We start from the raw sequence: 25,321 nt of genomic DNA, 5'->3' as shown, positions 1-25,321 counted from the left end.
CCGACCATGACCACCCCCGACACCTGGTCGTTCGAAACCAAGCAGATCCACGCGGGTCAGACACCCGACAGCGCCACCAACGCCCGAGCCCTGCCCATCTACCAGACCACGTCGTACACCTTCCGCGACACCGACCACGCGGCGGCGCTGTTCGGGCTGACCGAGCCGGGCAACATCTACACCCGGATCATGAACCCCACCACCGACGTGGTGGAACAGCGCATCGCCGCTCTCGAAGGCGGTGTCGCGGCGCTGTTCCTGTCCTCGGGGCAGGCCGCCGAGACGTTCGCGATCCTGAACCTCGCCAGCGCGGGCGATCACATCGTGTCGTCCCCGCGGCTCTACGGCGGCACGTACAACCTCTTCCACTACACGCTGCCCAAGCTCGGCATCGAGGTCAGCTTCGTGGAGAACCCCGACGACCTCGACACCTGGCGGGCGGCCGTGCGGCCCAACACCAAGGCGTTCTTCGGGGAGACGATCTCCAATCCGCAGATCGACATCCTCGACATCCCGAACGTGGCCGCCGTGGCGCATGACAACGGCGTGCCGTTGATCGTCGACAACACCATCGCCACCCCGTACCTGATCCAGCCGATCGCCCACGGCGCCGACATCGTCGTGCACTCGGCCACCAAGTACCTCGGAGGACACGGCTCGGCGATCGCAGGCGTCATCGTCGACAGCGGGAACTTCGACTGGACCAACGGGAAGTTCCCCGGTTTCACCGAGCCGGACCCCAGCTACCACGGTGTGGTGTTCGCCGATCTCGGTGCGCCCGCCTACGCGCTCAAGGCGCGGGTGCAGCTGCTGCGTGATCTGGGGAGTGCCGCCGCCCCGTTCAACGCCTTCCTCATCGCACAGGGATTGGAAACGCTGTCGCTGCGCGTTGAACGCCATGTGTCCAACGCCCAGAAGGTCGCCGAGTACGTCGCAGGGCAGCCGGACGTGATCTCGGTGAACTATGCCGGGCTGCCCACCTCGCCCTGGTACGAGCTGGGCCGCAAACTGGCCCCCAAGGGCACCGGCGCGGTGCTGGCGTTCGAGTTGGCGGGCGGCATCGAGGCCGGTAAGGCCTTCGTCAACGCACTCACCCTGCACAGCCACGTCGCCAACATCGGTGACGTCCGCTCGCTGGTGATCCACCCGGCATCGACCACCCACCAGCAGCTCAACCCCGAGGAGCAGTTGGCCAGCGGTGTCACCCCCGGGCTGGTGCGCCTCGCCGTCGGTCTCGAGGGCATCGACGACATCCTGGCCGACCTCGACCGGGGCTTCGCGGCCGCTCGTCCGTTCCGCGCCGCCGACCAGGCCACGGCGACGGTGTGAGGAAGGTGAGAACCGCACAGTGACCATCACCGAGATTCCCACCGTGGCCTCCGACCATCCCCCCGCCCAGCTGCCCGCCGAAGGCGAGCTGGGTCTGGTGAACATCGGCGAACTGCGCCTGGAGAACGGCACCGTCCTGCCCGACGTCACCATCGCCGTGCAGCGCTGGGGCGAACTGTCCCCGACCCGCGACAACGTCGTGGTGGTGCTGCACGCACTGACCGGAGATTCGTACATCACCGGCCCGGCCGGCCCCGACCACCCGACCCCCGGCTGGTGGGACGGCGTGGCCGGCCCCGGCGCCCCGATCGACACCGACCGCTGGTGCGCGATTTCCACCAACGTGCTCGGCGGGTGCCGCGGCTCCACTGGTCCTGGGTCGCTTGCTCCCGATGGAAAGCCTTGGGGCTCAAGGTTTCCCCAGATCACCATCCGCGATCAAGTCGAGGCCGACCGGGCCGCGCTTGCGGCGCTGGGCATCACCAAGGTCGCGGCGGTGGTCGGCGGCTCGATGGGCGGGGCACGCGCGCTGGAGTGGCTCGTCGGCCACCCCGACGAGGTCGGCGCCGGTCTGGTGCTCGCGGTCGGGGCGCGCGCGACCGCCGACCAGATCGGTACTCAGAGCAGCCAGGTCGCGGCCATCAAGGCCGATCCCGACTGGCAGGGCGGCGACTATTACGGCACCGGCCGCGAACCGCTGACCGGGATGGAGATCGCGCGGCGATTCGCGCACCTCACCTACCGCGGCGAAGAGGAGCTCGACGCCCGGTTCCGCAACGACGCGCAACGGGGCGAGGATCCCGTCAACGGCGGCCGCTACGGGGTGCAGAGCTACCTGGAGTACCAGGGCGGCAAGCTGGCCGCCCGGTTCGATCCCGGCACCTATGTCGTGCTCTCCGACGCACTGTCCAGCCACGACGTCGGCCGCGGCCGCGGCGGGGTGCGGGCCGCGCTGCGCGGTTGCCCGGTTCCGGTGATCGTCGGCGGGATCACCTCCGACCGGCTCTACCCGATCCGCCTGCAGGAGGAGCTCGCCGAGCTGCTGCCCGGTTGCCGTGAATTGGACGTCGTCGACTCGGAGTACGGGCACGACGGATTCCTTGTCGAGACCGAGGTGGTCGGCAAGCTGGTGCGCCGAACACTGGAGCTGATACCGAGGTGAGCGTGTCGGGTCCGCACCGTTCCCTCTCGTTCGGCTCGGAGGCCGCGGCCTACGAACGCGGCCGCCCGTCCTATCCACCCGAAGCGATCGACTGGCTGTTGCCTGCCGGCGCATCCGACGTGCTCGACCTGGGGGCGGGCACCGGGAAGCTCACCACCCGGCTCGTCGAGCGTGGCCTGAACGTGATCGCCGTCGATCCGATCCCGGAAATGCTGGAGCTGCTGACGAATTCACTGCCCGACACTCCGGCGCTGCTGGGCACCGCAGAAGAGATCCCGTTGGCGGACAACAGTGTCGACGCCGTGCTGGTCGCCCAGGCCTGGCACTGGTTCGATCCGGAACGGGCGGCGGCCGAGGTCAGCCGCGTGCTGCGCCCGGGCGGGCGGCTGGGCCTGGTGTGGAACACCCGCGACGAGCGGATGGGCTGGGTCAAGGACCTCGGGCAGATCATCGGTCACGAAAACGATCCCTTCAACCACGAGGTGAAGCTGCCCGCGCCGTTCGCCGAGACCGAACGCCAGCAGGTCGAGTGGACGAGTTATCTGACGCCACAAGCACTTATCGATCTCGTGGCCTCACGTAGCTACTGCATCACCTCACCCGAGCAGGTGCGCACGCGCACGCTGGGGCAGGTTCGCGAACTGCTGGCCACGCACCCGGCGCTGGCCAACAGCTCCGGTCTGGCGCTGCCGTACGTGACGGTGTCCATCCGCTCGACGCTGCCCTAGTCGCACTGCGGGTCACAGCAAGCTGCGTGCCTTGCGACGACACTCGTCGGCCAGCCGCTGTTCACGACCGAACAGCAGACCGAAGGTGAAGCCGTTTTCACCGCCGGTCGTGCCCGCCGACGCTGCCATGCGGCGCAGGCTGGCCGATGCCACCACGGTGTCCTGATGGTCACCGAGCACCGACTGGAATCGCTTGTAGCGCTTGGCTGTTCGCTTGGCTTGCGCCGAGTTTCCGACGCCTGCGCACAGCTCCGCGGCATATCGGGCGCGCTTGGCTGCTTTACGTGCGCGGTGCAGCATCGCGCCGTCGGCGTCGCCGTCACCGAGCGCGGCGGTGAGCCGTCGATCGGCCTTCCGCTGGGCTTTGCGCGCCCGCTTGATCAGATCCTTGGTGCTGATCTTCGGATCCACCGGCGGTGCGGTGCGCCAGATGCGCAGCGCCGCCATGATCGCCAGGTACCGCGGCGAGTCCATGGCCTCGGAGATTTCGGCGCGCGCGGGAAGCTCGATGGCCTGCAGGTCATTTCGCACGCGCGAGCGCACCGGGCCGAGAACCAGGTCGTCGGGGAACTCATCGAGTGCCGTCAGGAATCTGCGGTGCTGAACCTGGCAATCGCGGACATCGCCGAGCAGCCCGGCGAACCATCGCAGCTCGTCATCGAGATCACCGATGACCGACTGGTCCAACACCTTCCCGAAGACCCGCAACGTGCTGCGCAGCCGCCGGATCGCCACCCGCGTGTCGTGGATGGGGTCCTGCCCGCGACGCAACCCGATATCACCCGCGACGATCTGGTCGATCTGGGCGTTGACGTACCGCACCAACGCCGACGCCGCCCGTGACAAGGGTTCGACCGCCGGCAGCGGGGGCACGATATGGGCCAGCTTCGACGGATAGGTAGACGGCCGAGCACCCGCAGCCGCCAGCCGGTTGGTCAGCCGCTTGGGGACCGACCGGCTACGGGGCCCGAGTTCGGCCTCGACCTCACGCCACGCCAGCAGCCGCTCGTCCGCCCACGCGCGCACCGAGTCGTCGGCGATCTCGGCGCACAGCTCCCCGCCCTCGGCTCTGCGAAGCCGGTAGCGGTTGCGGACGGTGTGGATTGTCGCGATGCTGTCCAGACGTTTGCCGAGGGTCACCCCGGTGAGCAGCTCCCTGACGGCGTCGGGTAGCCCGTCGGTGGGCGGCCAATGCAGCTCCACGCGCCCCTCGGCCGCCGGAACCTTCACCTGCCATCCGGTGTCGTCGTCACCGGAGCGACGGCGGAGCAAGATGGCGTGCGTCTGCAGGTCGCGCTCCGCGGTGTCGTAGTACTCGCTGGTCAAGTCGACGATGTCGTGCTCGACGTGAGCATCCGTGAAGATGTCGCGCAGATCCGGCAACTGGAACTGATCATCGACGTCCCACTTGTCTTCCCGCTCGAGAGCCTCGTGCATACCTGAGGGATTTCCGCCTGGTCACACGGTCAAACCAGCTTCTCGAAGGTCGCCTCAGGCGCTGAGCTCTGCGGCGTCGGCCACGCCGGCGCCGAACCATCGCCGCAGTGCGTCGGTCAACCCACCATCGTCGGATCCGTCTGCGGCCCAGGCGACGTAGCCGTCGGGCCGGATCAGCAAGGCGGCCGGCCCGTCGACCACCCGCGCCCGCACGGTCTCGACCCGGTCGACCCATGCCTGCGCGGCATCGGCGTAACCGCCCGCCGAATCGATCAGCACCGGCCGGCCGGCCCGCATCAGCTCGGCCACCCGACGCCCGTCGTCGAGCACCAGCTCGGGCACCATCGACCCGCAGAGCCGGTGTCCCCCGGACCCCATGTCGTAGGGCAGGTCCGAGCCGGCGATCACGTTCGCGATGTGCGTCGCGCCGTCCGGCGTCGCCAGCAGTTCGGCGAAAAGTGTTCGCAGAGCATCGACTTCGGGACCGGCCGCCATCAGCGCGGCCTGCGCCATCGACTGCGTCATCACGCGCCGGCCGATCGGGTGACGTTCGGTGTGGTAGCTGTCCAACAACCCCGGCGGAGCCCAGCCGTTGAGTTCGGCGGCCAGCTTCCAGCCGAGGTTCATCGCGTCCTGCATGCCCAGGTTCAGCCCAGGACCACCCATCGCCGAGTGCACATGCGCGGCATCGCCGACCAGGAACACGTTGCCGGCCCGGTACCGGTCAGCCTGCCGGGTGTTCTGGCCGTTGATGCGCCGCAACGCATGTGGCCCGTCGCCGGGTGGCGGACCGATGGGCAGATCCACCCCGATCACCCGCGCGGCGCTCTCCCGCAGTTCCGCCAGCGTCAGCGGCGGAGCGTCGTCGGGCAGCATGTTCCCGTATTCGATCGTCCCGACCATCGGCCGGCTCGGCTCGAACTCGGCGTAGATCAGCACGCCACCATCGAACCTGTTGTGCCCGAACGGGATATGTCCGAACCCCGGGAGGTTCAGGCCCCCGTCGCCGGTGCGCAGCTCGTCCGGCACGCTGACATGTGCGATCCGAGCGACCACGTCGGTGGTGAACCCGGGGAACTCGATGCCGACGCTCTTCCTGACGAAGCTGCGCCCACCGTCGGCCCCGACGAGGTAGCGGGCGTCCAGCCGGTAGGAGTCCTCGGAGGAGGTCACCGACAGCGTGACACCGTCGGCGCGCGAATCGATTCCGGTGAGCTCGTGACCCCAGCGGATCTGCACGCCGAGGGACTCCACCCAGTCGACCAGCGTGCGCACCACGCGGGGCTGCTGAATCATCATGCCGTACATGGGATTGTCGACCACGCCGACGAAGGGCAGCCGCATACCCGCGAAGATGTAGCCGGGCATGGGTTGCGGCGGGTCGGCCGAGCCACTGAGCATCGCATAGAGGCCGCGCAGGTCGAGCGCGCGAACCGCCTGTCCGACAATCCCATTGGCCTTCAATTCGGTGCTCGCAGCGGCAAGTTGCTCGAGCACGACGGGACGAATGCCTGCCAATGCGAGCTCCCCCGCCAGCAACAGGCCGTTGGGCCCGGCACCCGATATGACGACGTCCGTCTTCTCGTTCATTTCTTCCTCTCGGGTTCAGGCAGTCCGGCGGTGACGGCCGCGAACCCCTGTCGCAGCAGCGCCGGAAATGACACCGGTGGGTCGGCATGTGCGTACTGGTCCATCGCGACGTCGCCGACGGCGCGGACCACGGCCACCACCAGCTGTGGATACATGTCGTGCACAGGGTCGGTGCCGGTGCGCTCGGCGATGACCGCCACCCACTCGTCGAACATCGCGCGGAATGTCGCGTCACGGATCTCCGGAACCATCAACAGTTTTCGCACCTCGGCAAGCTGCTGACGAGTCGGCAGGACGTTCTCCGCGCCGTACATGTCGGCGAAGTCCTCGTCGAGCGGCTCCAGCACGGCCTCCATGACCGACGTCCACAACGGCTCGTCGGCCGGCCGGTTACGCAGCGTCTCGATGCTGCGCCGCATACGTTCGACCTGGCGGTAGGCCAGTGCGTCGTACTTACCGGCGAAGTAATTGGTGAAGGTGCGCACCGAGACACCGGCCGAATTGGCGATGTCTTCGCGGGTGACGTTCTCCAGCCCCCGCTCGAACATCAGCCTCAGCGCCGCGTCGCTGAGCGCCCGCCGCGTGTCGAGTTTCTTACGTTCCCTGAGGCCCACGCCGACCACGCTAACCGAATATTGCCTATTGGGCAATATTTCCTGTTGGGCAATATTCTGTGGGACCGGCAGACGTGCTTGCCTGTCCCCGGTGTGAATCCCGGTGCGGCTGGATCAACTGGTGCCCAGCGGATCGATGGTCCACGCGATGTAGAGCACCGCGGCGCTGACGGTGGCAGTGGTGACGAAATCGATCGCCCGGGAGCGCACCACCAGCAGACCGGCCCGATCGTCGGCCAACGTCAGCCGCAATGCCGCGGCCACCCCGACCCCGATGCCGATGACGAGCGCGCCACGGCGCCAGTAACCCGCCACAACCAAGGCGAACGCCGCGATGAAGATCAGCCCGACCACGAGGATCGGCCACTGCCCGGCGAACACCTTGCGGACGAATTCCCGGGTGGTCACGCCAGTTTCGACTCTTCGAGCTCGACGACGTTGGTCAGCAGGAACGCCCGCGTCAGCGGCCCCACACCGCCGGGATTCGGCGATACGTGCCCGGCCACCTCCCAGACGTCGGGAGCCACATCACCGGTGAGCTTGTCGTTCACCCGGCTCACGCCGACGTCGACGACGGCAGCGCCCGGCTTGACCATGTCCGCGGTCAGCAGGTGCGGCACACCGACCGCGGCGATGATGATGTCGGCCTGCCGGGTGAGGCTGGGAAGATCGCGAGTTCCGGTGTGGCACAACGTCACCGTGGCGTTCTCCGAGCGCCGGGTGAGCAGCAGACCCATCGGCCGGCCGACTGTCACACCACGGCCCATCACCACCACATGGGCACCGGCGATCGGTACGTCGAAGCGGCGCAGCAGATGCACGATGCCGCGGGGAGTACACGGCAGCGGTGCGTCTTTGCCGAGCACCAACCGGCCGAGGTTGGTCGGGTGCAGCCCGTCGGCGTCCTTCATCGGATCGATGCGCTCAAGCGCGGCGTTCTCGTCGAGATGCTTGGGCAGGGGCAGCTGCACGATGTAACCCGTGCAGTCCGGATTGGCGTTGAGTTCGTCGATGGTCGCATCCAACTCGGCCTGCGAGATGTCCGCGGGCAGGTCGCGGCGGATGGAGTTGATGCCGACCTTCGCGCAGTCGGCATGCTTGCCGCGCACATAGGCCTGCGATCCTGGATCGTCACCGACCAGCACGGTGCCCAGACCGGGCGTGCGGCCCGCAGCGGTCAACTTCGCTACGCGTTCCTTGAGATCGGTGAAGATCTCGTCGCGCGTGGCCTTACCATCCAGCGTTATCGCACCCACCCTGTCATTCTTGCAGGCCGCATGGCAGGCTCCCGCTATGCACAGTTCTGCGGATGTGTTCAGTGAGGCCAAGTTGGGCCCGGTGACGTTGCGCAACCGTGTCATCAAGGCCGCCACGTTCGAGGCGTCGACACCGGACGCCCTGGTCACCGACGACCTCATCAAGTACCACCAGCTGCCCGCGGCAGGCGGGGTCGGCATGACGACCGTGGCGTACTGCGCCGTCTCCCCCGGCGGCCGCACCGATGGTTGGCAGATCTGGATGCGCCCGGAGGCCCTGCCAGGACTGCGGCGGCTCACCGAAACGATCCACGGCGAGGGCGCAGCCATCAGCGCCCAGATCGGCCACGCGGGCCCGGTGGCCAACGCCCGCACCAACAAGGCCCCGGCTCTGGCCCCCGTACGGTTCTTCAATCCGCTGTCGATGCGGTTCGCGCGCAAGGCCACCGTCGACGACATCCGCGATGTGATGGCGGCCCACGCCAACGCCGCACGGCTGGCCATCGACGCCGGATTCGATGCGGTCGAGGTGCATCTCGGCCACAACTATCTGGCCAGCTCGTTCCTCAGCCCGCTGATCAACCGCCGCTCCGACGAATTCGGCGGGTCGCTGGAGAACCGCGCGAAGGTGGCGCGCGGCGTGGTGCGCGCTGTGCGGGACGCCGTCGACAAACACGGCGACCGCCGGATCGCAGTGACCGCCAAGCTCAACATGAGCGACGGGGTGCGCGGCGGCATCTCAACCGAGGAATCGCTGCAGACCGCCAAATGGCTCGAGGAGGACGGCGGGCTGGACGCCATCGAGCTGACCGCGGGCAGCTCGCTGGTCAACCCGATGTACCTGTTCCGCGGTGGCGCGCCGGTCAAGGAGTTCGCGGCCAACTTCAAACCACCGATCAGCTGGGGTATCCGGATGAGCGGCCACAAGTTCTTCCGCGAGTACCCCTACCGCGAGGCCTACCTGCTGCGCGACGCCAAGCTGTTCCGCGCCGAACTCGAACTGCCGCTGATCCTGCTGGGCGGCATCACCAACCGCAAAACCATGGACCTCGCGATGGCCGAAGGCTTCGACTTCGTTGCGATGGGCCGCGCGTTGCTCGCCGAACCCGACCTGATCAACCGCATCAAGAACGAGGACACCGCAGGCTCGGTCGCCTCACTGTGCACGCACTGCAACCAGTGCATGCCGACGATTTACCGCCACACCCACTGTGTGGTCACCGGAGCGCCCGACTCTCTGTCAATCTGAGAGGTATGCGGGAGACCGCTGACGACGCCATGGTGACCTACCGCTACGTGCGGGTGGGTCTGGTCGCCCTCGTGGTGTTCTTGTTGGTGTCACTGGTGCTGACGGCCACCCGGACGTGTCTGCAGGGTTCGATCAGCGCGTTTTTCTATACCCGCACCCATGCGGTGTTCGTGGCCGCGCTGTGCGCCATCGGCGTATGCCTGATCGCCTACCAGGGCAGCCGCAACGCCGAGGATGCGCTGCTGAACTTCTCCGGGTTCATGGCGTTCGTCGTGGCACTGATCCCGACCGGAACGGACGGGCTGTGCAAGCCCTGGCTGCCGTCGGTGGCCGATCCGCTCGGCGGCGTCGCCAACAACATCACCGCCCTGTTCGTTGCCGCAGCCGCCGGGATCGCGCTGTATCTCGCATTGAGCCGGTGGCGGCCGCCGCAGCCGGAGCCCACCGCCGAAGACGACGAGTGCGCCACCGCCGCGGCGCTGTGGAAGTGGCTGGCGAAAGCGCTGCTGAAGACCGAAACCTGGCTGCCCAAGGCGTTGTTCGCGATCACCGTCGTCGGCGCCCTGGCATTGTTCTCGGACTGGTTCATGGCGCGGGCGCACGCGTTCGCCGCAGTCGCCATGTTCCTGGCCATCACGATGGTCGCGGTCTACCACGCCTGCTACGCCCGCGCCGCGGGCCGCCAGCAGCGGGCCCGGTTCTACGCCGCCATCGCGGTGCTGATGCTCGCCACGGTGGTCTTTGCCGTGGTGCTGCTGATCAAACATGTGGAGTTCGGCCTGCTGCTGGTCGAACTCCTGCTGATCGGCGAGTTCGCGGTGTTCTGGGCGGTCCAGACGTGGGACGTGTGGGAGCCGCGCGACAAGTACCCGCCCGAGGCGGTGCCCGCGCTGGCCAACGCCCCTCAGCCCGCCCGGTAACCGTCGATCAGCAGGTTCTGCCCGTCGCGCCGCAGCACGAGCACGGCCCCGGGAACCGGGACCAAGCCCTCGACCGCGGGTGCGGGCACCGCCCAGCCCGACTCCGCACAGGTCGCGGTGTCGTAGGTGCGCAGCGCCGGCTGGATGCCGCGGTCGGCGACGACGAAGCTGTGCGGGAAAACCACATACGACAGCCCGGCGCCGCGACCGGGCACCCTGTTGGTCAACCCGCTCACCGTCCCGTTGACCGTGCAGCGGGGCGCGCCGTCGGCACCGAACAGCGTCATCTGCCGGTCGGATACGACGAAGTCGTCGCCGGGCCCCGGAGAGGGCTGCGGGTAGCCGCGCTCGGGGAGCGCTGTGACCGTCTTCTGCACGACATTCGCGTACGACGGCGCAGCGGGCGCCCCGAAGCCCGCGAATTGCAGGAACACCCCGACGGCGTTGGCTGCGGCGGCGATGACATCGAGCGGTCGGGCCTGCGGATCCTGCTGGGGTGCTGCATGCACGACCACCGTGTCCCACTGGGTCACCCCGCTGGCCGGATCGACTGCGATGAGCCGGATGTCGACGCCGGCGGCCGACGTGCATCGGGCGACCGACACCATCCACGAGCGGGTGTCGGCATCGATCTGCCCGTCGGCGCACTCCGCGGGGTTCGGGTCCGACACCGTCCACGCCGGCTTGCCGGTGCGGGTGTCGAAGCGAGTCCACGACACCGCGTCCCGGGAGACCAGGTACGGCACATCGCGGTCGGCGGCGTGTCCGACGGCTTCGAGCATTCGCGCGTCGGTGGTGGTCCACAGCCGCGCTCCGGTGACGGCGTCGAGGCCTACCAAGGCCCGGCCCAGGGACACCACGACCGTGGCTCCGTTGTCGAAGACCGAGATGCCGTCGGCCGCGACGTCACTCTGCCCGGTACGTGCGTAATGCCAGCGCTCGGTGCCGTCGGCGCCGTATGCCGTGACCCGGCGGTCGGCGAACACGACGAAACCGGCTCCCGCTGCGGCGATCTGGTAGTGCCCCGGTTTGCCGACGAGCGTGCCGGGGGCCTCGGCGTCGAAGGTGCCTGCAACCGTGACACCGAAGCTGCGCTTGCCCAACTCCGACGGCAGCGCGGGCACATCGGTCGCCGCCGCCGTGGAGCCGTAGACAAAGCGATCGTCGTCGCCTGCGCGGAGCGCGCCCACGGTGACCACCGCGCCGGCGACCACCGCGATCACCACCCCTGTCACGACCAACCGCACACTGTCGCGGCCCAGCCGGGCAAACGCAGAGGTGGCCAGCAGCGTGGCGATCGCGCCGGCCAGACACAGCAGCCATGCCGCCACGCCCGCGGGCAGTGCAGGCGACACGGGGTATGCCTGGGTCAGGGTGCGGTAGAACGCCGGGATGCCCTGGCTGAAGTAGGCGAAGAACCCCAGCACCGCCAGCGTCACCAACACGACAGGGATGCCTGGCAAATCTCGCCCGTCGCGCCCACGCTGCCACACGGTGACCATCGAGGCGATCAGGAGCAGCGCGATGACGGTCACCGCCAGCGGCATGCGACTCGGCAGATCCGCACCCCAGCGGTGCAAACCACCGATGAACCACGCGTCGAGGCCCAGCGGGCGCTGCGGACCCAACCGGCTCCACCACCCCAGCGCGACAGCGCATGCCAGCAACCCCACCGCCACCCCGGCGCACACGGTTACCGCCGGCCGCAGCACGGCACGAATTCGTTCAGTCGCCTGATCTCGGGACATGCGGGCCATCGTCACACATGCCGCCACACGATCGCGGCGCGGCAATTCCCGCAGCCGGACGGTTAGAGTTGGTCCCGATGAGCCGACCAGCCCCACCCGCGCTGACCGTTCGGTACGACGGGTCGACCCGTACCTTCGCCGCAGGCAACGATGTCGTCATCGGCCGCGACCTGCGCGCCGACGTTCGCATCGCCCACCCGCTGATCTCGCGTGCCCATCTGGTGCTGCGGTTCGACCAGGGCCGGTGGGTTGCGATCGACAACGGCAGCCTCAACGGCATGTACGTCAACGGCCGCCGGGTGCCCTCGGTGGACATCCAGGACGGCCAGGTCATCAACATCGGCAACCCGGACGGCCCGCAGCTGAGCTTCGAGGTCGGCCACCACCAGGGCAACGTGGGTCGCACGCCGACGGTCGCGGTGCCCATCGCCACGCGGCAGTCCGGCAGCTGGCCCACGCAGGCGCCCACCGGCGGCGGCTGGCAGCAGCCGCACTCCCAGCCCCCGGCAGGCACGCAGCGCCCGGGATATCCGTCGGGCCCGCAGCAGCGCTATCCCACCGGCACGCAGTCCGGCTTCTCCAGCGGCCCGCAGTCGGGCTATCCGAGCGGTCCGCAGACCGGGTATCCGAGCGGCCCCCACACGGGTTATCCCAGCAGCCCGCAGTCGTACGCACCGCCGCCACCGCCGCGGCCCGCAGGCCCGCCCTCGGCGCAGGCCCCGACCACCATGGGCCCTGCCGTGTCGGCGCCGCGCGGCGGCAACGAGCCGATCGCCAACAAGGCGACCAGCATGCTCAAGATCCTGCGGCCGGGTCGCGGACCCGAGCCCGCGACGGGCGCGGTGAAGATCGGTCGCGCCACCGACAACGACATCGTGATCCCCGACGTGCTGGCCTCGCGCCATCACGCCAGCCTGCTGCCGATGCCGGGCGGCACCCAGATCCGCGACGAGCGCAGCATCAACGGCACGTTCGTCAACGGGGCCCGGGTGGACTCGGCGATCCTGCACGACGGTGACGTGGTCACCATCGGCAACGTCGACCTGACCTACACCGGCGGCACGCTGGTGCGGCGCAGCGAGACCGAGGCCGACACCCGCACCGGCGGGTTGGAGGTCCGTGCCCTCACGTGGACCATCGAGGGCAACAAGACTCTGCTGGACAACATCTCGCTGGACGCGCGGCCGGGCACGCTGACGGCCGTGATCGGCCCGTCGGGTGCCGGCAAGTCGACGTTCGCCAAGCAGGTCGCGGGTCTGACCCATCCGACCAGCGGCACGATCACGTTCGAGGGTCACGACGTCCACGCCGAGTACGCCTCCCTGCGGTCACGTATCGGCATGGTGCCGCAGGACGACGTGGTGCACGGGCAGCTCACCGTCCGGCAGGCGCTGATGTACGCCGCCGAACTGCGCCTGCCGCCCGACACCACCAAGGCCGACCGCGAACAGGTCGTCATGCAGGTGCTCGAAGAGCTCGAGATGACCAAGCATCTCGACACGCGTGTCGACAAGCTCTCGGGCGGTCAGCGCAAACGCGCGTCGGTGGCGCTGGAGCTGTTGACCGGCCCGTCGCTGCTGATCCTCGACGAACCCACCTCGGGCCTGGACCCCGCGCTGGACCGGCAGGTCATGACGATGCTGCGCCAGCTGGCCGACGCAGGCCGCGTGGTGCTCGTCGTCACCCACTCGCTGACCTATCTCGACGTGTGCGATCAGGTGCTGCTGCTGGCTCCCGGCGGCAAGACCGCGTTCTGCGGGCCGCCCAGCGAGATCGGCAACGAGCTGGGGACCACCAACTGGGCAGACATCTTCAGCACCGTCGCGGGCGACCCCGAGGCGGCCAAGCAGCGGTACCTGGCCATCCACGGCCCTCCTCCGCAGAGACCGCCCGCGGAGAAGCCGGCCAACCTCGGCGAGCCGGTCCACACGAGCCTGCTGCGCCAGTTCTCCACCATCGCGCGCCGCCAGATGCGGTTGATCGTCTCCGACCGCGGCTACTTCATCTTCCTGGCGCTTCTGCCGTTCATCATGGGCGTGCTGTCGCTGTCGGTGCCTGGTGAGACGGGCTTCGGACCGCCGAACCCGGCCAGCGATGCGCCCAACCAGCCCGGGCAGGTGCTGGTGCTGCTCAACGTCGGCGCCATCTTCATGGGCACCGCGTTGACCGTGCGCGACCTGATCGGTGAACGCGCGATCTTCCTGCGTGAGCAGGCGGTCGGCCTGTCCACGTCGGCCTACCTGCTGGCCAAGATCTGTGTGTACAGCGTCTTCGCGGTGATCCAGGCGGGCATCGTCACCGCCATCACGATCATCGGTGTCGGCGCGCCCACCCAGGGTGCCAACGTGCTCGGCAACGCGTCCTTCGAACTGTTCGTCGGCATGGCCGCATGTACCGTCTGCGCCGCCACCGTCGGCCTCGCGCTGTCGTCGATGGCCAAGACCAGCGAGCAGATCATGCCGCTGTTGGTGGTCGCGGTCATGAGCCAGTTGGTGTTCTCGGGCGGCATGATCCCGGTGACCGGCCGGGCCGGCCTGGATCAGATGTCGTGGGTCACGCCGGCGCGCTGGGGTTTTGCGACGACGGCCTCGACCGTGGGACTCACCGATTTGGTGAAGCCGCCGATCATGCCCGACGACTCGCTGTGGAAGCACACGTCAGGCGCGTGGCTGTTCAACATGGCCATGCTGGCCGGGCTGTCGGTGTTCTACATCGGCTTCGTGCGATGGAAGATCCGCCTCAAGGGCTGAGTTCGTCCGGCGAGCAGACATCGGGGTACTCCAGGCGCGGCGTGTCGGGTGCCGCACTGTCTGTTCGGCGGAGAAAGGCTAGCCGCCGACGGCGAGCCCATGGGCTGCCGCGTAGGCCAATGCCTGCTCGATGTCGACCTTGGCGCCGCGCAGCTTCGCCGTCGTCCAGAACGTGGGGTCGACGCGGGAGGCGCGCAGATCGGCCTCTTCGAACTTGGCGTCCTGCACGCGGGCGCCGGTCAGGTCGGCACGCCGCAGCACGGCCTTGCGCAGATCGGCGCCGACCAGACTGGTTTCCCGCAGCCGGCAGTCCGACAGGTCGACGCCGCGCAGATCGCACCCGCCGAGCACCGCAAGTGTGAGGTCGGACTCCACCAGGGTGATCGGCCGCAGCCGCGCCTCGGTGAACACCGAACCCAGCAGGCTGCAGTTGGTGAACGTGCTGTGCCACAGCGTGGCCCGACGGAACGTGCAGTTGCGGAACGCCGAGCCGGAATGCTCGGACTCGGACAGGTCGACGCCGCTGAAATCGCACTCGGTGAAGACGACGCGCTCGGTGCGCAGCCGGCTCAGTGCTCCGTCGTATTCGTCGGCGCGAAAATCGACGCCGACGAATTCCTCGTCGGCCCAGGAGAGTTCCGTCACGGGCTCAGCCCGGCAGCGCCGTCAGGCTGCTCAGTGAGTATTCGGTGATGGCGATCAGCGCAGCCTTGGCCGAATTGCGGTCGCGGGCGTCCACGGTGATCACCGGGATGTGGTCGGGCAGCGCGAGCGCCTTGCGGACGGCCTGCGTGGGGTGCCGCGGCGCGTCGTCGAACTCGTTGACCGCGACGATGAACGGCAGGTTGCGGGCCTCGAAGAAGTCCACCGCGGCGAAGCTGTCCTGCAGCCTGCGGATGTCGACCAGCACGATGGCGCCGATGGCCCCGCGGACCAGGTCGTCCCACATGAACCAGAACCGGCGCTGGCCCGGCGTGCCGAACAGATAGAGCACCAGATCCTCGTCGAGGGTGATGCGGCCGAAGTCCATCGCGACAGTGGTGGTCCGCTTGTCCGGGGTGCCGTCGAGGATGTCGACGCCCTCGGAGACGTTGGTGACCAACGCTTCGGTCCGCAACGGCATGATCTCGGAGACCGAACCCACGAACGTCGTTTTGCCTGCCCCGAACCCGCCCGAGATGACGATCTTCGTCGACGCAGCCCGCCGCCGCGGTTTGCCGCCGGCGCGGTCAGAGTGCCCGTAGACCACGCAGGGTCCTTCCTATCAGTTCGCGGCGCTCGTCGAAGGTCGCCGAGTCGTCGAGGGTGGTGTGCACCCGTAGATAACCCTGCGTCACCAGGTCCCCGATTAGCACGCGCGCCACGCCGAGCGGCAGGGACAAATGTGCCGCGATCTCCGCCACAGATGGGCTGTCGATGCACAGTTCCACAATTTGACCACGGACATCACGAGCCGACCAGCGCGGTTCCCGCGCCGGAGACTCCAATGCCTCCACCGGCGCCTCCAAGGGCAGATGGACGCGCGAATCGGTCCGGCCTGCGGTCAGCGTGTACGGACGGACCAGGCTCGGTTGCTCGGCGGGATCAGATACGTCCATGGACCGCTCACGAATGTTGGGTTGCCCGGCGCGACGACTGCACAACGGCGCCGACGCGTTCCACCAGGATCGCCATCTCGTACCCGATCTGCCCGATATCGCAGGATCGGCCGGCCAGCGTCGCAAGGTTCGAACCGTCACCGACCCGCATCAGCAGAAGGTAGCCGTTGTCCATCTCGACCACCGACTGCAGCACGTTGCCGCCGTCGAAGAGTTGCGCCGCGCCCGTGGCCAGGCTGGCCAACCCGGACGCCACTGCCGCGAGCTGGTCGGCACGTTCGATCGGCATGTCCTCGCTGGCCGCCATCAACAGGCCGTCGGCCGACACCAGGACGGCGTGCGACACCCCGGACACCTCGCGGGCGAACTTGGACACCAACCAGTCCAGAGAATCGCGCTGCGTTCCTCCACGGGTCATTCGCTATCTGTTCCTCTGGTCTCTCGGGCGTGCGACCGGCCGGCGGCCACGCCGCCGAAATGGTTGCTGATGCTCGCGCGGACGGCCTCGGGATCACGCGGCTGGAACGCCGCGAATACGCCGCTGTCAGGTTCGTCAGCCGATGCTACCGTTTGCGCGCTGTCCTCGTACCGGTGTGCTCCGCCGTTGCGGTGCCGGCCGTTGAGCCCGGCGACCGCCGCGACACCGCCCGGGACCAGGCGCGCACCCGGCGTACGCATCGGCAGACCTTCCTCGGTGTGCTGTTCGACCGGCGCATCCTGCGCCGCGGCGGCGACGGTCCAGCCCTTTTCCCAGACGGTCTTCCAGTCGAGGTCGGCGCTGCGGACGTGCGTCGTCGGGTCGATGTCCCATTCGGTCACCATCGACTGGTAGATCGCGTCGCCGTCCCCTGCGGTCGTCACCGGATGCGGTTCGTCGGCCGCGGGCTGCGGCGCGGCGAGCGGAGCAGGCGTCGGTGGGGTGAACTCCGCCTGCGCGCCGTTGGACGCGGCCTGTGCCCGCGATGCGAAGAACGCCGACGTGTTGGTGACGGCCGTGTTGGTCAGCGCCCCGTTCGCCGTGTCCCGGCTGGGATGCTCGTCCTCATCGGTCGGCCACTGCTGCGGCCAGGAGGCGGCCGGTTCGCGGGTCGGCAGCGCCTCGGCCGCCGGTTCCGCTGCGGGTTCCTCGGCCGCAGGCTCCGACGGTTCGGCGGTGATCGGGGCAAGCGTCGGGGGCAGGTCGGAAATACCGCTGGCCCCGGGATTGCGCTGCGGCAGCAGCCCGAACGGCGCGTCGGCGGAACCGTTGCGCATCGGTTCGGCGGCGTCGGCGGCCGAACCGCCCGGCCGGGTGTCGAGGCCCATCGCCGCGGCCAGGCCCATCGGGGCGTCGCCGGACGTGTTGACCGTCGGGCGCGGCGCCGGGGCCAGGGACACTCCGTCACGCACCAGCAGTTCCGCCGGAATGTAGATCCCGGCGGTGGTTCCGGAGTTGGGTTCGTCGGCAATGGTGCTGCGCAGCCGGACCACGAGCCCGTGCTGCGTGGCCAGGCGTCCGACCACGAACAGGCCCATGTGGCGGGCGGTGTACGGGTTGACCTCACCACCGGACTGCAGACGGGCATTGGCCACCCGCAGGTCGGCCTCGGTCATACCCAGACCGATGTCGCTGACCTCGATGACCAGCCCGCCGGTGTCCGCGTACACGGCCGACACGCGCACCTGAGAGATGGGCGGCGAGTAGCGCAGTGCGTTGTCGAGCAGTTCGGCCAGCAGGTGGATCAGGTCACCGGATGCCGATCCGACCACCTCGGCCTCGGCGACGGTGGCTGTGATGACCCGCGCGTAGTCCTCGACCTCGGAGGCCGCGGCGTTGATGATCGTGTCGATCGGGACCGGGTCTTTGTGCTCGCGCGTGACCTTCGAGCCCGACAGCACCAGCAGGTTGGCGCCGTTGCGTCGCATCCTGGCAGCCAGGTGGTCCAGCTTGAACAGGCTTTCCAGCCGCTCGGGATCGTCCTCGTCGCGCTCGAGCCGGTCGATCAGGGACAGCTGCTGGTCCACCAGCGAACGGCTGCGGCGCGACAGTGTCTCGAACATGTCGGACACCTGCGACTGCAGCTGCGCCTGTTCACCGGCCAGGAAGACGGCCTGCTGGTGCAGTTCGTCGACGGCGTGCGCCACCTGGCCGACCTCTTCGGTGGTGTACACCGGCAGCGGCTCGACGATGCCGGGCTCACCGCCGCTGCGGACGCGTTCGATCTCGGTCGCAAGATCCTCGTGGGCGACTCTGAGGGCGCTGTCGCGCAGGGTCCGCAGTGGACGCACGAGTGAGCGGGCGACGAGCAACACGATCACCAATGCGCTGACGATGGCGATGGCAACCAGAATCGCGTCGCGGATGGCCGTGCTGCGCTGATGGTTGGCTTCGGCGTCGACGGCGGCCGGGATGGACTCGGTGAAGTCGCCGATCATCTGTTCGGCGACCTTGTCGGTGGCCTGCAGCGAGGCGAGCAGATCGGGGTTGTCGACGAGCGGGATCGTCGGGTCGGACAACATGCCCAGCCGCTTGACCATCTCCGAGCGCAGCGTCGCCGCCTGCTCCGAGGCTCCGCCCAGAACCTTTGCCATCGCCGTCACGGTCGACGGTTCGGTACCGGCCAGCGCGACCATCGAGCTGCGCAGCACCGGCTCGGGCAGGTCGCCGCCGCGGGTGACCAGCAGCCGCTGCATCATCATCTGCCCGCGGGCGCCGATGGCCCGCGACAACGCGTCAGCCTTGAGCTGCACGTCCTGGTCGTCGGTACGCGCCGATCCCGTGATCGCGGTCTCCGCGGTGAGCAGCAGCGACCCGTACCCCATCACCCGTGTCCGCAGGTCGACGGCGTTGGCCGTCACCGCGCCGACCAGTTCCTGGCCCTTGTCGATCAAGCTGTTGACCGATTGTGCGACGTCGTTTGCGACCTGGGTGGAGTCCGTGCGCTGGCGCAGGTCGTTCTTGCGTGCGGTGAACTCCGCCGTCGCGGCCTGAGTGTCACCACCCTCGGTGGCCGCCACCATGACGCTCTCCAGCGCCGCCATGTATTTGTCGATGTCCGGGATCATCTCGGCGCGGTCTGCCGCCAGGCGCAGGCGGGAGGCCTCGACGGAGCTGCCGTAGATGCGCAGTCCGCCGAACACGATGGCGAGAATCAGCGGCACCAGAACGATGGCGAGCACTTTCCCGCGGACGGGCCAGTTGGCGGGCGACCAGCGAGATGGTCGCTTTGCCGGCACGTGTGGCGTCGACGCGAATTCAACCACCGTTCCGTCGGCCTGTTTGAGCTGCGAAAAGGCGGTCATCGGCATCCAACCCTGCTACCGGCTGCGTCTCGGCACTTCGGTCCTGAGGCGTGATTCATTAGGCTTCCTGCTGATTTCGCCCACGCTTGGGCGGGCGTCACTACGCCTGGCAATTCGACGAGTATGACAGCCACTGGCGAGCGTTTCCACAATTCTTACTGAACAGACAGAGTTCGTGACCGAGCCGTAGCGCAGTCGTGTGGTAATTGAGCAAACCTCGCAACCATCGCTGATCTTGTCGATCGCCGTCACCGGGAGTACGGTGCACCGGCCCGCCGTACGATGACCCTCGAAATGTTCCGGTTGCTGTTTTTCTCGCCTCGAATCGCCCCCAACACGGGTAACGCGATCAGGATGGTCGCGGCCACCGGCTGCGAATTACATCTGGTCGAGCCGCTGGGATTCGATCTGTCGGAGCCCAAACTGCGCCGGGCCGGGCTCGACTACCACGACCTGGCGTCGGTGACCGTGCACCCGGATCTGGCCACCGCGTGGTCGGCGCTGATGCCCGCCAGCGTGTACGCGTTCACAGCGCACGCATCGACGCCGTTCGCCGATATCAGCTACCAACCGGGCGATGTGCTGATGTTCGGACCGGAACCCACCGGATTGGATGCCGAGACGCTCGCGGACCCGCATATCACGGGCCGCGTGCGCATCCCGATGCTCGACGGCAGGCGGTCGCTGAACCTGTCCAACGCCGCCGCGGTCGCCGCGTACGAGGCGTGGCGACAGCACGGCTTCACCGGCGCCGTCTGACTCCCATATATAAGGCCTCGCGGTCAGGTCACCAGGTGTCCCAGTGCGTGAGTTGCTCGGCGGGCAGCCTCTTGGCGGGCTTGAAGTCGGTGCCCTTGGTGTAGGCGATGGGGAACAGCCCGGCCTGCGCGTACTTGTCGAACGGAATGCCCAGCACCTCGGCGGCCTGCTTCTCACCGTCGCCCAGCAGGTGCAGCGTCGTCCACGCCGAACCCAGGCCCCGCGAGCGCAACGCCAGCATGAAGCTCCATGCCGCGGGCAGCAGCGACCCCCAGTACGACGCCTGCATGCCGGCGGGCGCTCCGTCCGGGCGGCCCTCCAGGCACGGCACCATCAACACGGGTGCCTTCTCGAAGTTCTCGTTGAGAAACTTCGCCGAGCTCATCACGGCGCCGATCTGCTCGTCGCGGATATCGCCGCGCTCGGGTGCGGGCAGGTCGAGGTAGGGGTTGGCGTTGGACCGGTAGATGTCGGCCAGCGCCTTTTTCTTTGCCGGGTCGGTGACGAAGACCCACTGCCAGCCCTGAGCATTGGAACCGGTCGGCGCCTGCAGCGCCAGGTTCAGGCACTCCATGATCACCTCGCGCGGCACCGGCTTGTCGAAGTCGAGGCGCTTGCGTACCGATCGGGTGGTGGTCAGAAGTTCATCAGTGGACAAGTTCAGGTTCGAATCGGCTGTCATGGCGCGAGACTACATTCGGGCCATGACCGCTGAATTGACACCGGAAGTAACCGAACGCCTGACTGCCGATCACTACGGCTGGTTGACCACCGTCGCGAAATCCGGATTGCCCGTTCCCCGCTTGGTGTGGTTCTTCTTCGACGGCACCGATGTGGTCGTGTATTCGATGCCGGGCGCGGCCAAGGTCCGCCACGTCACGGCCCATCCGCAGGTGAGCCTGAACCTGGATTCGGACGGAAACGGTGGCGGTGTGATCGCCCTCGGGGGCCATGTCGCGATCGACGCAACCGACGTGGATCCGCGTGAGGACACCCCGTACTGGGCCAAGTACTCCTCCGATGCGGAGCGGTTCGGCCTGACCGAGGCAATGGCCGCGTACAGCACGCGGCTGCGAATCACCATCGACAAGGTGTGGACCACTCCGACCGGCGAGTAAGGGACAGACTCAGCGGTTCTGCCGTTCCGCGACGTGCCAGGCGCCGTGGTGGTTGTGCCAGCCGGGCTGGGCATTGGGGGCGGGGTGTGCGTAGGTGTGCGGGCTGTAGGAGTGGCCCGGTCCGGAAGGAGCCGTGGACGTGGTGCTTGCCGACGCGGTACCGGCCAGGCCGAGGGCGGCGCCGCCGATGATGCCGGCGGAGATGATCGGGAGGGCGATGGCGCTGGTGATGCGGTTCATTTCTGTATTCCTTTGCGTGAGTGGGCTTTTCGTTTGTCTCTTCGGCTTGTTTCGCCGTTGAGATAAGAATGCCGCCCCACGCGGTCCAGGTCTGTCGTCCTGGTGGTGGATACACCCGATGAATGTGGTGTCCTCCGATCGGAGGAAAGCCGGTATCAGCCGGCCGTCAGCGGAAGTCCCGGGAGCGGGACGCCACCTTGAGGTCGACGGGGCTCATCCGGTCGGCCAGTACGGTGACCGCGCCGCTGGCGTTCTGCACGATGCCCCTGATGACCAGCGCCGAGGCCGTCTGTGCCAACTTGCGGTGGCGCGCCCACACCCCCGGCGCGCACAGCACGTTGACCATGCCGGTCTCGTCTTCCAGGTTGACGAAGGTGACGCCCTGCGCGGTCGCCGGCCGTTGGCGGTGAGTCACCGCACCCGCCACCAGGATTCGGGTCCCGTCCGGAATCTCCAGCAGCCTGCTCGCGGGCACGACACCCAATGCCTCGAGGTCTTCCCGCAGGAACTGGGTGGGATAACTGTCCGGCGAGACACCGGTGGCCCACACGTCGGCGGCGGCCAGTTCCAGATCGGTCATCCCGGGCAGTGTCGGGATGTGCGATGACGACCCCACCCCGGGCAGGCGGTCCGGACGCTGAGTGGCGGCCGCGCCCGCTGCCCACAGCGCCTCCCGTCGGGTGATCCCGAAACACCCCAGCGCGCCCGCGGTGGCCAGTGCCTCGGTCTGCGGGATGCTCAGCTGAATCCGGCCGGTCAGATCGAGCAGAGTTGCGAACGGCCCGTTGGCATCCCGCTCGTCGACGATGCGCTGCGCCAGCTCATCGCCGATGTGCCGGACACTGCCGAGCCCGAGCCGAACCTCCAGCCCGCGGTTCTCGCATGTGGCGTAGGCCAGGCTGGCGTTGACGTCAGGCCCGTGCACCGTCACCCCGTGCCGTCGGGCATCGGCGACCAGCGACTGCGGTGAGTAGAACCCCATGGGCTGCGCCCGCAGCAGCGCCGCGCAGAACGCCGCAGGGTGGTGCAGCTTGAACCACGACGAGTAGAACACCAACGACGCGAAGCTCAGCGAATGGCTTTCCGGGAAACCGAAGTTGGCGAAGGCCTCCAGCTTGTCGTAGATCCGGTCGGCCACCTCACCGGTGATGCCGTGTTTCTCCCGCATGCCGTCGTAGAAGCGCGAACGCAGCCTGCGCATCTTCTCGGTGGAGCGTTTGGATCCCATGGCCCGGCGCAACTGGTCCGCCTCGGCCGCCGAGAAACCCGCGCAGTCGACGGCCAGCTGCATGAGTTGCTCCTGGAACAGTGGAATGCCCAGGGTCTTTTCCAGCGCGGGCTTCATCGAATCATGGTCGTAGGTGACCTTTTCCATCTTGTTGCGCCGCCGGATGTAGGGGTGCACCGAGCCGCCCTGGATCGGGCCGGGACGGATCAGGGCCACTTCGACCACCAGGTCGTAGAACTCGCGCGGTTTCAGTCGCGGCAGCGTCGCCATCTGAGCCCGTGACTCGACCTGGAACACCCCGACCGAATCGGCCTTCTGCAGCATCTCGTAGACCGCGGACTCGCTCAGGTCCAGCTTGGCCAGATCAACCGTGATGCCCTTGTGTTCGGCCACCAGATCGATCGCATAGTGCAGCGCCGAGAGCATGCCCAACCCGAGCAGGTCGAACTTCACCAGGCCGATGGCCGCACAGTCGTCCTTGTCCCATTGCAGGACACTACGATTGGCCATGCGGGCCCATTCCACGGGGCACACGTCGGCGATGGGGCGGTCGCAGATCACCATGCCGCCGGAGTGGATCCCCATGTGCCGGGGCAGGTTCGCGATCTGGGTGGCCAGGTCGATCACCTGCTCCGGGATGTCCTCGACCTCGGGTGAGTCGACCTTGCCGTTCCACCGGCTGATCTGCTTGCTCCAGGCGTCCTGCTGGCCTTGGGAGAATCCGAACGCGCGGGCCATGTCCCGCACCGAACTGCGCCCACGGTAGGTGATGACGTTGGCGACCTGGGCGGCGTAATCCCGGCCGTAACGTTCGTAGACGTACTGGATGACGTTCTCGCGCAGGTCCGATTCGATGTCGATGTCGATGTCGGGCGGGCCGTCGCGGGCCGGGGACAGGAACCGCTCGAACAGCAGCTCGTTCTTGATCGGGTCGACATTGGTGACCTTGAGCGCATAACACACCGCCGAATTGGCCGCCGATCCCCTGCCCTGGGCCAGGATGTTGTTCTCCCGGCAGAACCGGGTGATGTCGTGCACCACCAGGAAATACCCCGGAAACGTCAGCTGCTCGATGATTTTCAGCTCATGCTCGATCTGCGCATAGGCTGCGGGCGCCTGCGCAGGTGGCCCGTACCGTTCGGCCGCACCCGCCATGACCAGGTGCCGCAGCCAGGTGTCCTCGGTGTGCCCGTCCGGAACGTCGAAAGGCGGCAACTGCGGGGCGATGAGTTCCAGCCGGAACGCGCACTGGTCACCCAGATCCGCTGCTGCCGCGACGATTTCGGAACCGAACAGCTGTGCCATCTCCTCCCCCGAACGCAGGTGCGCCCCGCCCAACGGTGCCAGCCAGCCGGCCGCGGCCTCCATCGAGTTACGCGCCCGGATCGCCGCCATGGCCATGGCGAGGCGACCGCGGGAGGGCGCGGCGAAGTGCGCACCCGTGGTCGCGACGATGTTCACCCCGAACCGCGGCGCCAGGTCTGCCAGCGCGGCATTGCGTTCGTCGTCGCACGGCTGCCCGTGGTGAGTGAGTTCGACGCTGACCCGGCTCTGACCGAACCGGTCCACCAGGTCGGCCAGCGCCCGCTCGGCAGCCTCCGGACCACCTTCGGACAATGCTTGGCGGACATGGCCTTTGCGGCAGCCGGTGAGGATGTGCCAGTGCCCGCCGGACGCCTCGGTGAGCGTATCGAGGTCGTAGCGCGGCTTTCCCTTCTCACCGCCGGCCAGGTGCGCCCTGGCGATCTCCCGGGACAACCGCCGGTAGCCTTCGGGCCCCCGGGCCAGCACCAGCAGATGCGGGCCGGGCGGGTCAGGGACATCGGTGCGCGGCGTGTTGCCCAACGACAACTCGGCGCCGAACACCGTGGCCACGTCGAGTTCCCGTGCGGCCTCGGCGAACCGCACCACCCCGTAGAGCCCGTCATGGTCGGTCAACGCGATGGCCCGCAGATTCAGCCGGGCCGCCTCCTCGACCATCTCCTCCGGGGTGCTGGCGCCGTCGAGGAAGCTGTATGCCGAATGTGCGTGCAGTTCGGCATAGGACACCGCGCCGGGCGCGCGGGACACCTCGGGCGGTTGATAGACCCCGCGCTTCCGTGACCAGGCCGGGCTGTCGCCGCCGTCGCCGGACTCTTCCAGCGGGAGGCCGGACCGCCGCGGTTTGCCTTCCTCGGCGGGCCGAGGCATCCGACCCGAGAGGACCCGCTCCATCTCGGCCCAGCTCGGCGGCCCGTTGTGCCAACCCACCCCGCCAGTCTATCGAACATATGTTCGCATAAGTAGTCGAGCGGTGCCTGGTGCCGAATTTGG

General features: G+C 68.1%; 22 protein-coding genes. 8 read left to right on the top strand and 14 right to left on the bottom strand.

The features are described from left to right. Positions 1-6 precede the first annotated feature (6 nt). Genes RMCB_RS20035 through RMCB_RS20025 form a run of 3 tightly spaced genes read left to right on the top strand, consistent with a single transcriptional unit; the run spans position 7 to position 3,219 of the window. Entirely contained in the window at positions 7-1,329 is a 1,323-nt protein-coding gene (locus RMCB_RS20035) for a bifunctional o-acetylhomoserine/o-acetylserine sulfhydrylase (RefSeq protein WP_062830187.1), read from the top strand. Positions 1,330-1,348: 19 nt separating this feature from the next. Further along, positions 1,349-2,491, top strand: a complete 1,143-nt coding sequence (gene metX, locus RMCB_RS20030) for a homoserine O-acetyltransferase MetX (protein ID WP_109784353.1) — start codon at positions 1,349-1,351, stop codon at positions 2,489-2,491. 2 nt (positions 2,492-2,493) lie between these two features. Then, on the top strand, positions 2,494-3,219 hold the full coding sequence (locus RMCB_RS20025) for a class I SAM-dependent methyltransferase (RefSeq protein ID WP_029367764.1): 726 nt from the start codon (positions 2,494-2,496) through the stop codon (positions 3,217-3,219). A 12-nt stretch (positions 3,220-3,231) separates the two neighbouring features. On the opposite strand, the gene RMCB_RS20020 is transcribed toward RMCB_RS20025, so the two are convergent. From RMCB_RS20020 to RMCB_RS20000, 5 genes are all read right to left on the bottom strand, one after another. Further along, positions 3,232-4,656 carry a CYTH and CHAD domain-containing protein gene (locus RMCB_RS20020; RefSeq protein ID WP_062830186.1) on the bottom strand — a complete coding sequence of 475 codons (1,425 nt, stop codon included), beginning with the start codon at positions 4,654-4,656 and terminating at the stop codon, positions 3,232-3,234. A 54-nt stretch (positions 4,657-4,710) separates the two neighbouring features. Next, entirely contained in the window at positions 4,711-6,246 is a 1,536-nt protein-coding gene (locus tag RMCB_RS20015; RefSeq protein ID WP_062830185.1) for an FAD-dependent monooxygenase, read from the bottom strand. Beyond that, complete coding sequence (locus RMCB_RS20010) at positions 6,243-6,860, bottom strand: TetR/AcrR family transcriptional regulator (protein WP_062830286.1); 618 nt, start codon at positions 6,858-6,860, stop codon at positions 6,243-6,245. Before RMCB_RS20010 ends, RMCB_RS20015 begins: the two co-directional genes overlap by 4 nt. 114 nt (positions 6,861-6,974) lie before the next feature. Next, entirely contained in the window at positions 6,975-7,268 is a 294-nt protein-coding gene (locus RMCB_RS20005; RefSeq protein ID WP_029367760.1) for a DUF3017 domain-containing protein, read from the bottom strand. After that, positions 7,265-8,116, bottom strand: a complete 852-nt coding sequence (locus RMCB_RS20000; protein ID WP_062830184.1) for a bifunctional methylenetetrahydrofolate dehydrogenase/methenyltetrahydrofolate cyclohydrolase — start codon at positions 8,114-8,116, stop codon at positions 7,265-7,267. Before RMCB_RS20000 ends, RMCB_RS20005 begins: the two co-directional genes overlap by 4 nt. A gap of 37 nt (positions 8,117-8,153) precedes the next feature. Between RMCB_RS20000 and RMCB_RS19995 the strand changes: the two genes are divergently transcribed. Together RMCB_RS19995 and RMCB_RS19990 are read left to right on the top strand one after the other, a co-directional pair. Then, positions 8,154-9,365, top strand: coding sequence for an NADH:flavin oxidoreductase (locus RMCB_RS19995; RefSeq protein ID WP_062830183.1), 1,212 nt, complete (start codon positions 8,154-8,156; stop codon positions 9,363-9,365). 5 nt (positions 9,366-9,370) lie between these two features. Then, positions 9,371-10,285: a hypothetical protein gene (locus RMCB_RS19990; protein ID WP_062830182.1), complete on the top strand. Its 915-nt coding sequence runs from the start codon at positions 9,371-9,373 to the stop codon at positions 10,283-10,285. On the opposite strand, the gene RMCB_RS19985 is transcribed toward RMCB_RS19990, so the two are convergent. Beyond that, positions 10,270-12,033, bottom strand: a complete 1,764-nt coding sequence (locus RMCB_RS19985) for a BamB-related PQQ repeat family beta-propellar protein (protein WP_063979649.1) — start codon at positions 12,031-12,033, stop codon at positions 10,270-10,272. The genes RMCB_RS19990 and RMCB_RS19985 overlap by 16 nt on opposite strands. A 77-nt stretch (positions 12,034-12,110) precedes the next feature. Here RMCB_RS19985 and RMCB_RS19980 point away from each other — a divergent pair, with 77 nt between their 5' ends. Continuing rightward, complete coding sequence (locus RMCB_RS19980; protein ID WP_062830180.1) at positions 12,111-14,783, top strand: FHA domain-containing protein; 2,673 nt, start codon at positions 12,111-12,113, stop codon at positions 14,781-14,783. Between the two features lie 78 nt (positions 14,784-14,861). Here RMCB_RS19980 and RMCB_RS19975 read toward each other — a convergent pair whose 3' ends face one another. From RMCB_RS19975 to RMCB_RS19955, 5 genes are read right to left on the bottom strand one after another with little or no spacing between them, the layout of a single operon-like run. Further along, positions 14,862-15,428 carry a pentapeptide repeat-containing protein gene (locus RMCB_RS19975; protein WP_062830179.1) on the bottom strand — a complete coding sequence of 189 codons (567 nt, stop codon included), beginning with the start codon at positions 15,426-15,428 and terminating at the stop codon, positions 14,862-14,864. Positions 15,429-15,432: 4 nt separating this feature from the next. Continuing rightward, positions 15,433-16,032 carry a GTP-binding protein gene (locus RMCB_RS19970; RefSeq protein ID WP_029367752.1) on the bottom strand — a complete coding sequence of 200 codons (600 nt, stop codon included), beginning with the start codon at positions 16,030-16,032 and terminating at the stop codon, positions 15,433-15,435. Further along, a complete protein-coding gene (locus tag RMCB_RS19965; RefSeq protein ID WP_062830178.1) occupies positions 16,013-16,381 on the bottom strand; it encodes a DUF742 domain-containing protein in 369 nt (122 codons plus the stop codon). The genes RMCB_RS19970 and RMCB_RS19965 overlap by 20 nt, the downstream gene beginning before the upstream one ends. A gap of 7 nt (positions 16,382-16,388) precedes the next feature. Further along, the gene (locus tag RMCB_RS19960) at positions 16,389-16,799 is read right to left on the bottom strand and encodes a roadblock/LC7 domain-containing protein (RefSeq protein WP_029367750.1); all 411 of its coding nucleotides are present in this window, start codon (positions 16,797-16,799) and stop codon (positions 16,389-16,391) included. Next, complete coding sequence (locus RMCB_RS19955) at positions 16,796-19,663, bottom strand: HAMP domain-containing sensor histidine kinase (protein WP_063979648.1); 2,868 nt, start codon at positions 19,661-19,663, stop codon at positions 16,796-16,798. The genes RMCB_RS19960 and RMCB_RS19955 overlap by 4 nt, the downstream gene beginning before the upstream one ends. Before the next feature lie 294 nt (positions 19,664-19,957). Here RMCB_RS19955 and RMCB_RS19950 point away from each other — a divergent pair, with 294 nt between their 5' ends. Continuing rightward, positions 19,958-20,422, top strand: coding sequence for a tRNA (cytidine(34)-2'-O)-methyltransferase (locus RMCB_RS19950; RefSeq protein ID WP_029367748.1), 465 nt, complete (start codon positions 19,958-19,960; stop codon positions 20,420-20,422). 28 nt (positions 20,423-20,450) lie between these two features. On the opposite strand, the gene RMCB_RS19945 is transcribed toward RMCB_RS19950, so the two are convergent. Beyond that, on the bottom strand, positions 20,451-21,104 hold the full coding sequence (locus RMCB_RS19945) for a nitroreductase family protein (protein WP_062830177.1): 654 nt from the start codon (positions 21,102-21,104) through the stop codon (positions 20,451-20,453). A 22-nt stretch (positions 21,105-21,126) separates the two neighbouring features. Between RMCB_RS19945 and RMCB_RS19940 the strand changes: the two genes are divergently transcribed. After that, positions 21,127-21,540, top strand: coding sequence for a TIGR03667 family PPOX class F420-dependent oxidoreductase (locus tag RMCB_RS19940; RefSeq protein ID WP_062830176.1), 414 nt, complete (start codon positions 21,127-21,129; stop codon positions 21,538-21,540). Between the two features lie 9 nt (positions 21,541-21,549). On the opposite strand, the gene RMCB_RS19935 is transcribed toward RMCB_RS19940, so the two are convergent. Next, a complete protein-coding gene (locus tag RMCB_RS19935; protein WP_029367743.1) occupies positions 21,550-21,780 on the bottom strand; it encodes a hypothetical protein in 231 nt (76 codons plus the stop codon). A 166-nt stretch (positions 21,781-21,946) separates the two neighbouring features. After that, positions 21,947-25,258: an error-prone DNA polymerase gene (locus RMCB_RS19930; protein WP_062830175.1), complete on the bottom strand. Its 3,312-nt coding sequence runs from the start codon at positions 25,256-25,258 to the stop codon at positions 21,947-21,949. Positions 25,259-25,321 lie beyond the last annotated feature (63 nt).

The sequence above is a fragment of the Mycolicibacterium brisbanense genome, from assembly GCF_001570425.1.
In the GTDB taxonomy this organism is placed as follows: Bacteria; Actinomycetota; Actinomycetes; order Mycobacteriales; family Mycobacteriaceae; genus Mycobacterium; species Mycobacterium brisbanense.
The sequence above is the reverse complement of the archived record's forward strand: the minus strand, read 5'-3'. Positions and strand labels throughout refer to the sequence as shown.

Excerpts from the sequence above, each read along its gene's own strand:
- RMCB_RS20035 (WP_062830187.1), top strand. The coding sequence starts at position 7 with ATGACCACCCCCGACACCTGGTCGTTCGAAACCAAGCAGATCCACGCG.
- RMCB_RS20020 (WP_062830186.1), bottom strand. The coding sequence starts at position 4,656 with ATGCACGAGGCTCTCGAGCGGGAAGACAAGTGGGACGTCGATGATCAG.
- RMCB_RS20015 (WP_062830185.1), bottom strand. The coding sequence starts at position 6,246 with ATGAACGAGAAGACGGACGTCGTCATATCGGGTGCCGGGCCCAACGGC.
- RMCB_RS19995 (WP_062830183.1), top strand. The coding sequence starts at position 8,154 with ATGCACAGTTCTGCGGATGTGTTCAGTGAGGCCAAGTTGGGCCCGGTG.
- RMCB_RS19990 (WP_062830182.1), top strand. The coding sequence starts at position 9,371 with ATGCGGGAGACCGCTGACGACGCCATGGTGACCTACCGCTACGTGCGG.
- RMCB_RS19985 (WP_063979649.1), bottom strand. The coding sequence starts at position 12,033 with ATGTCCCGAGATCAGGCGACTGAACGAATTCGTGCCGTGCTGCGGCCG.
- RMCB_RS19980 (WP_062830180.1), top strand. The coding sequence starts at position 12,111 with ATGAGCCGACCAGCCCCACCCGCGCTGACCGTTCGGTACGACGGGTCG.
- RMCB_RS19965 (WP_062830178.1), bottom strand. The coding sequence starts at position 16,381 with ATGGACGTATCTGATCCCGCCGAGCAACCGAGCCTGGTCCGTCCGTAC.
- RMCB_RS19960 (WP_029367750.1), bottom strand. The coding sequence starts at position 16,799 with ATGACCCGTGGAGGAACGCAGCGCGATTCTCTGGACTGGTTGGTGTCC.
- RMCB_RS19955 (WP_063979648.1), bottom strand. The coding sequence starts at position 19,663 with ATGACCGCCTTTTCGCAGCTCAAACAGGCCGACGGAACGGTGGTTGAA.
- RMCB_RS19950 (WP_029367748.1), top strand. The coding sequence starts at position 19,958 with ATGTTCCGGTTGCTGTTTTTCTCGCCTCGAATCGCCCCCAACACGGGT.
- RMCB_RS19945 (WP_062830177.1), bottom strand. The coding sequence starts at position 21,104 with ATGACAGCCGATTCGAACCTGAACTTGTCCACTGATGAACTTCTGACC.
- RMCB_RS19940 (WP_062830176.1), top strand. The coding sequence starts at position 21,127 with ATGACCGCTGAATTGACACCGGAAGTAACCGAACGCCTGACTGCCGAT.
- RMCB_RS19935 (WP_029367743.1), bottom strand. The coding sequence starts at position 21,780 with ATGAACCGCATCACCAGCGCCATCGCCCTCCCGATCATCTCCGCCGGC.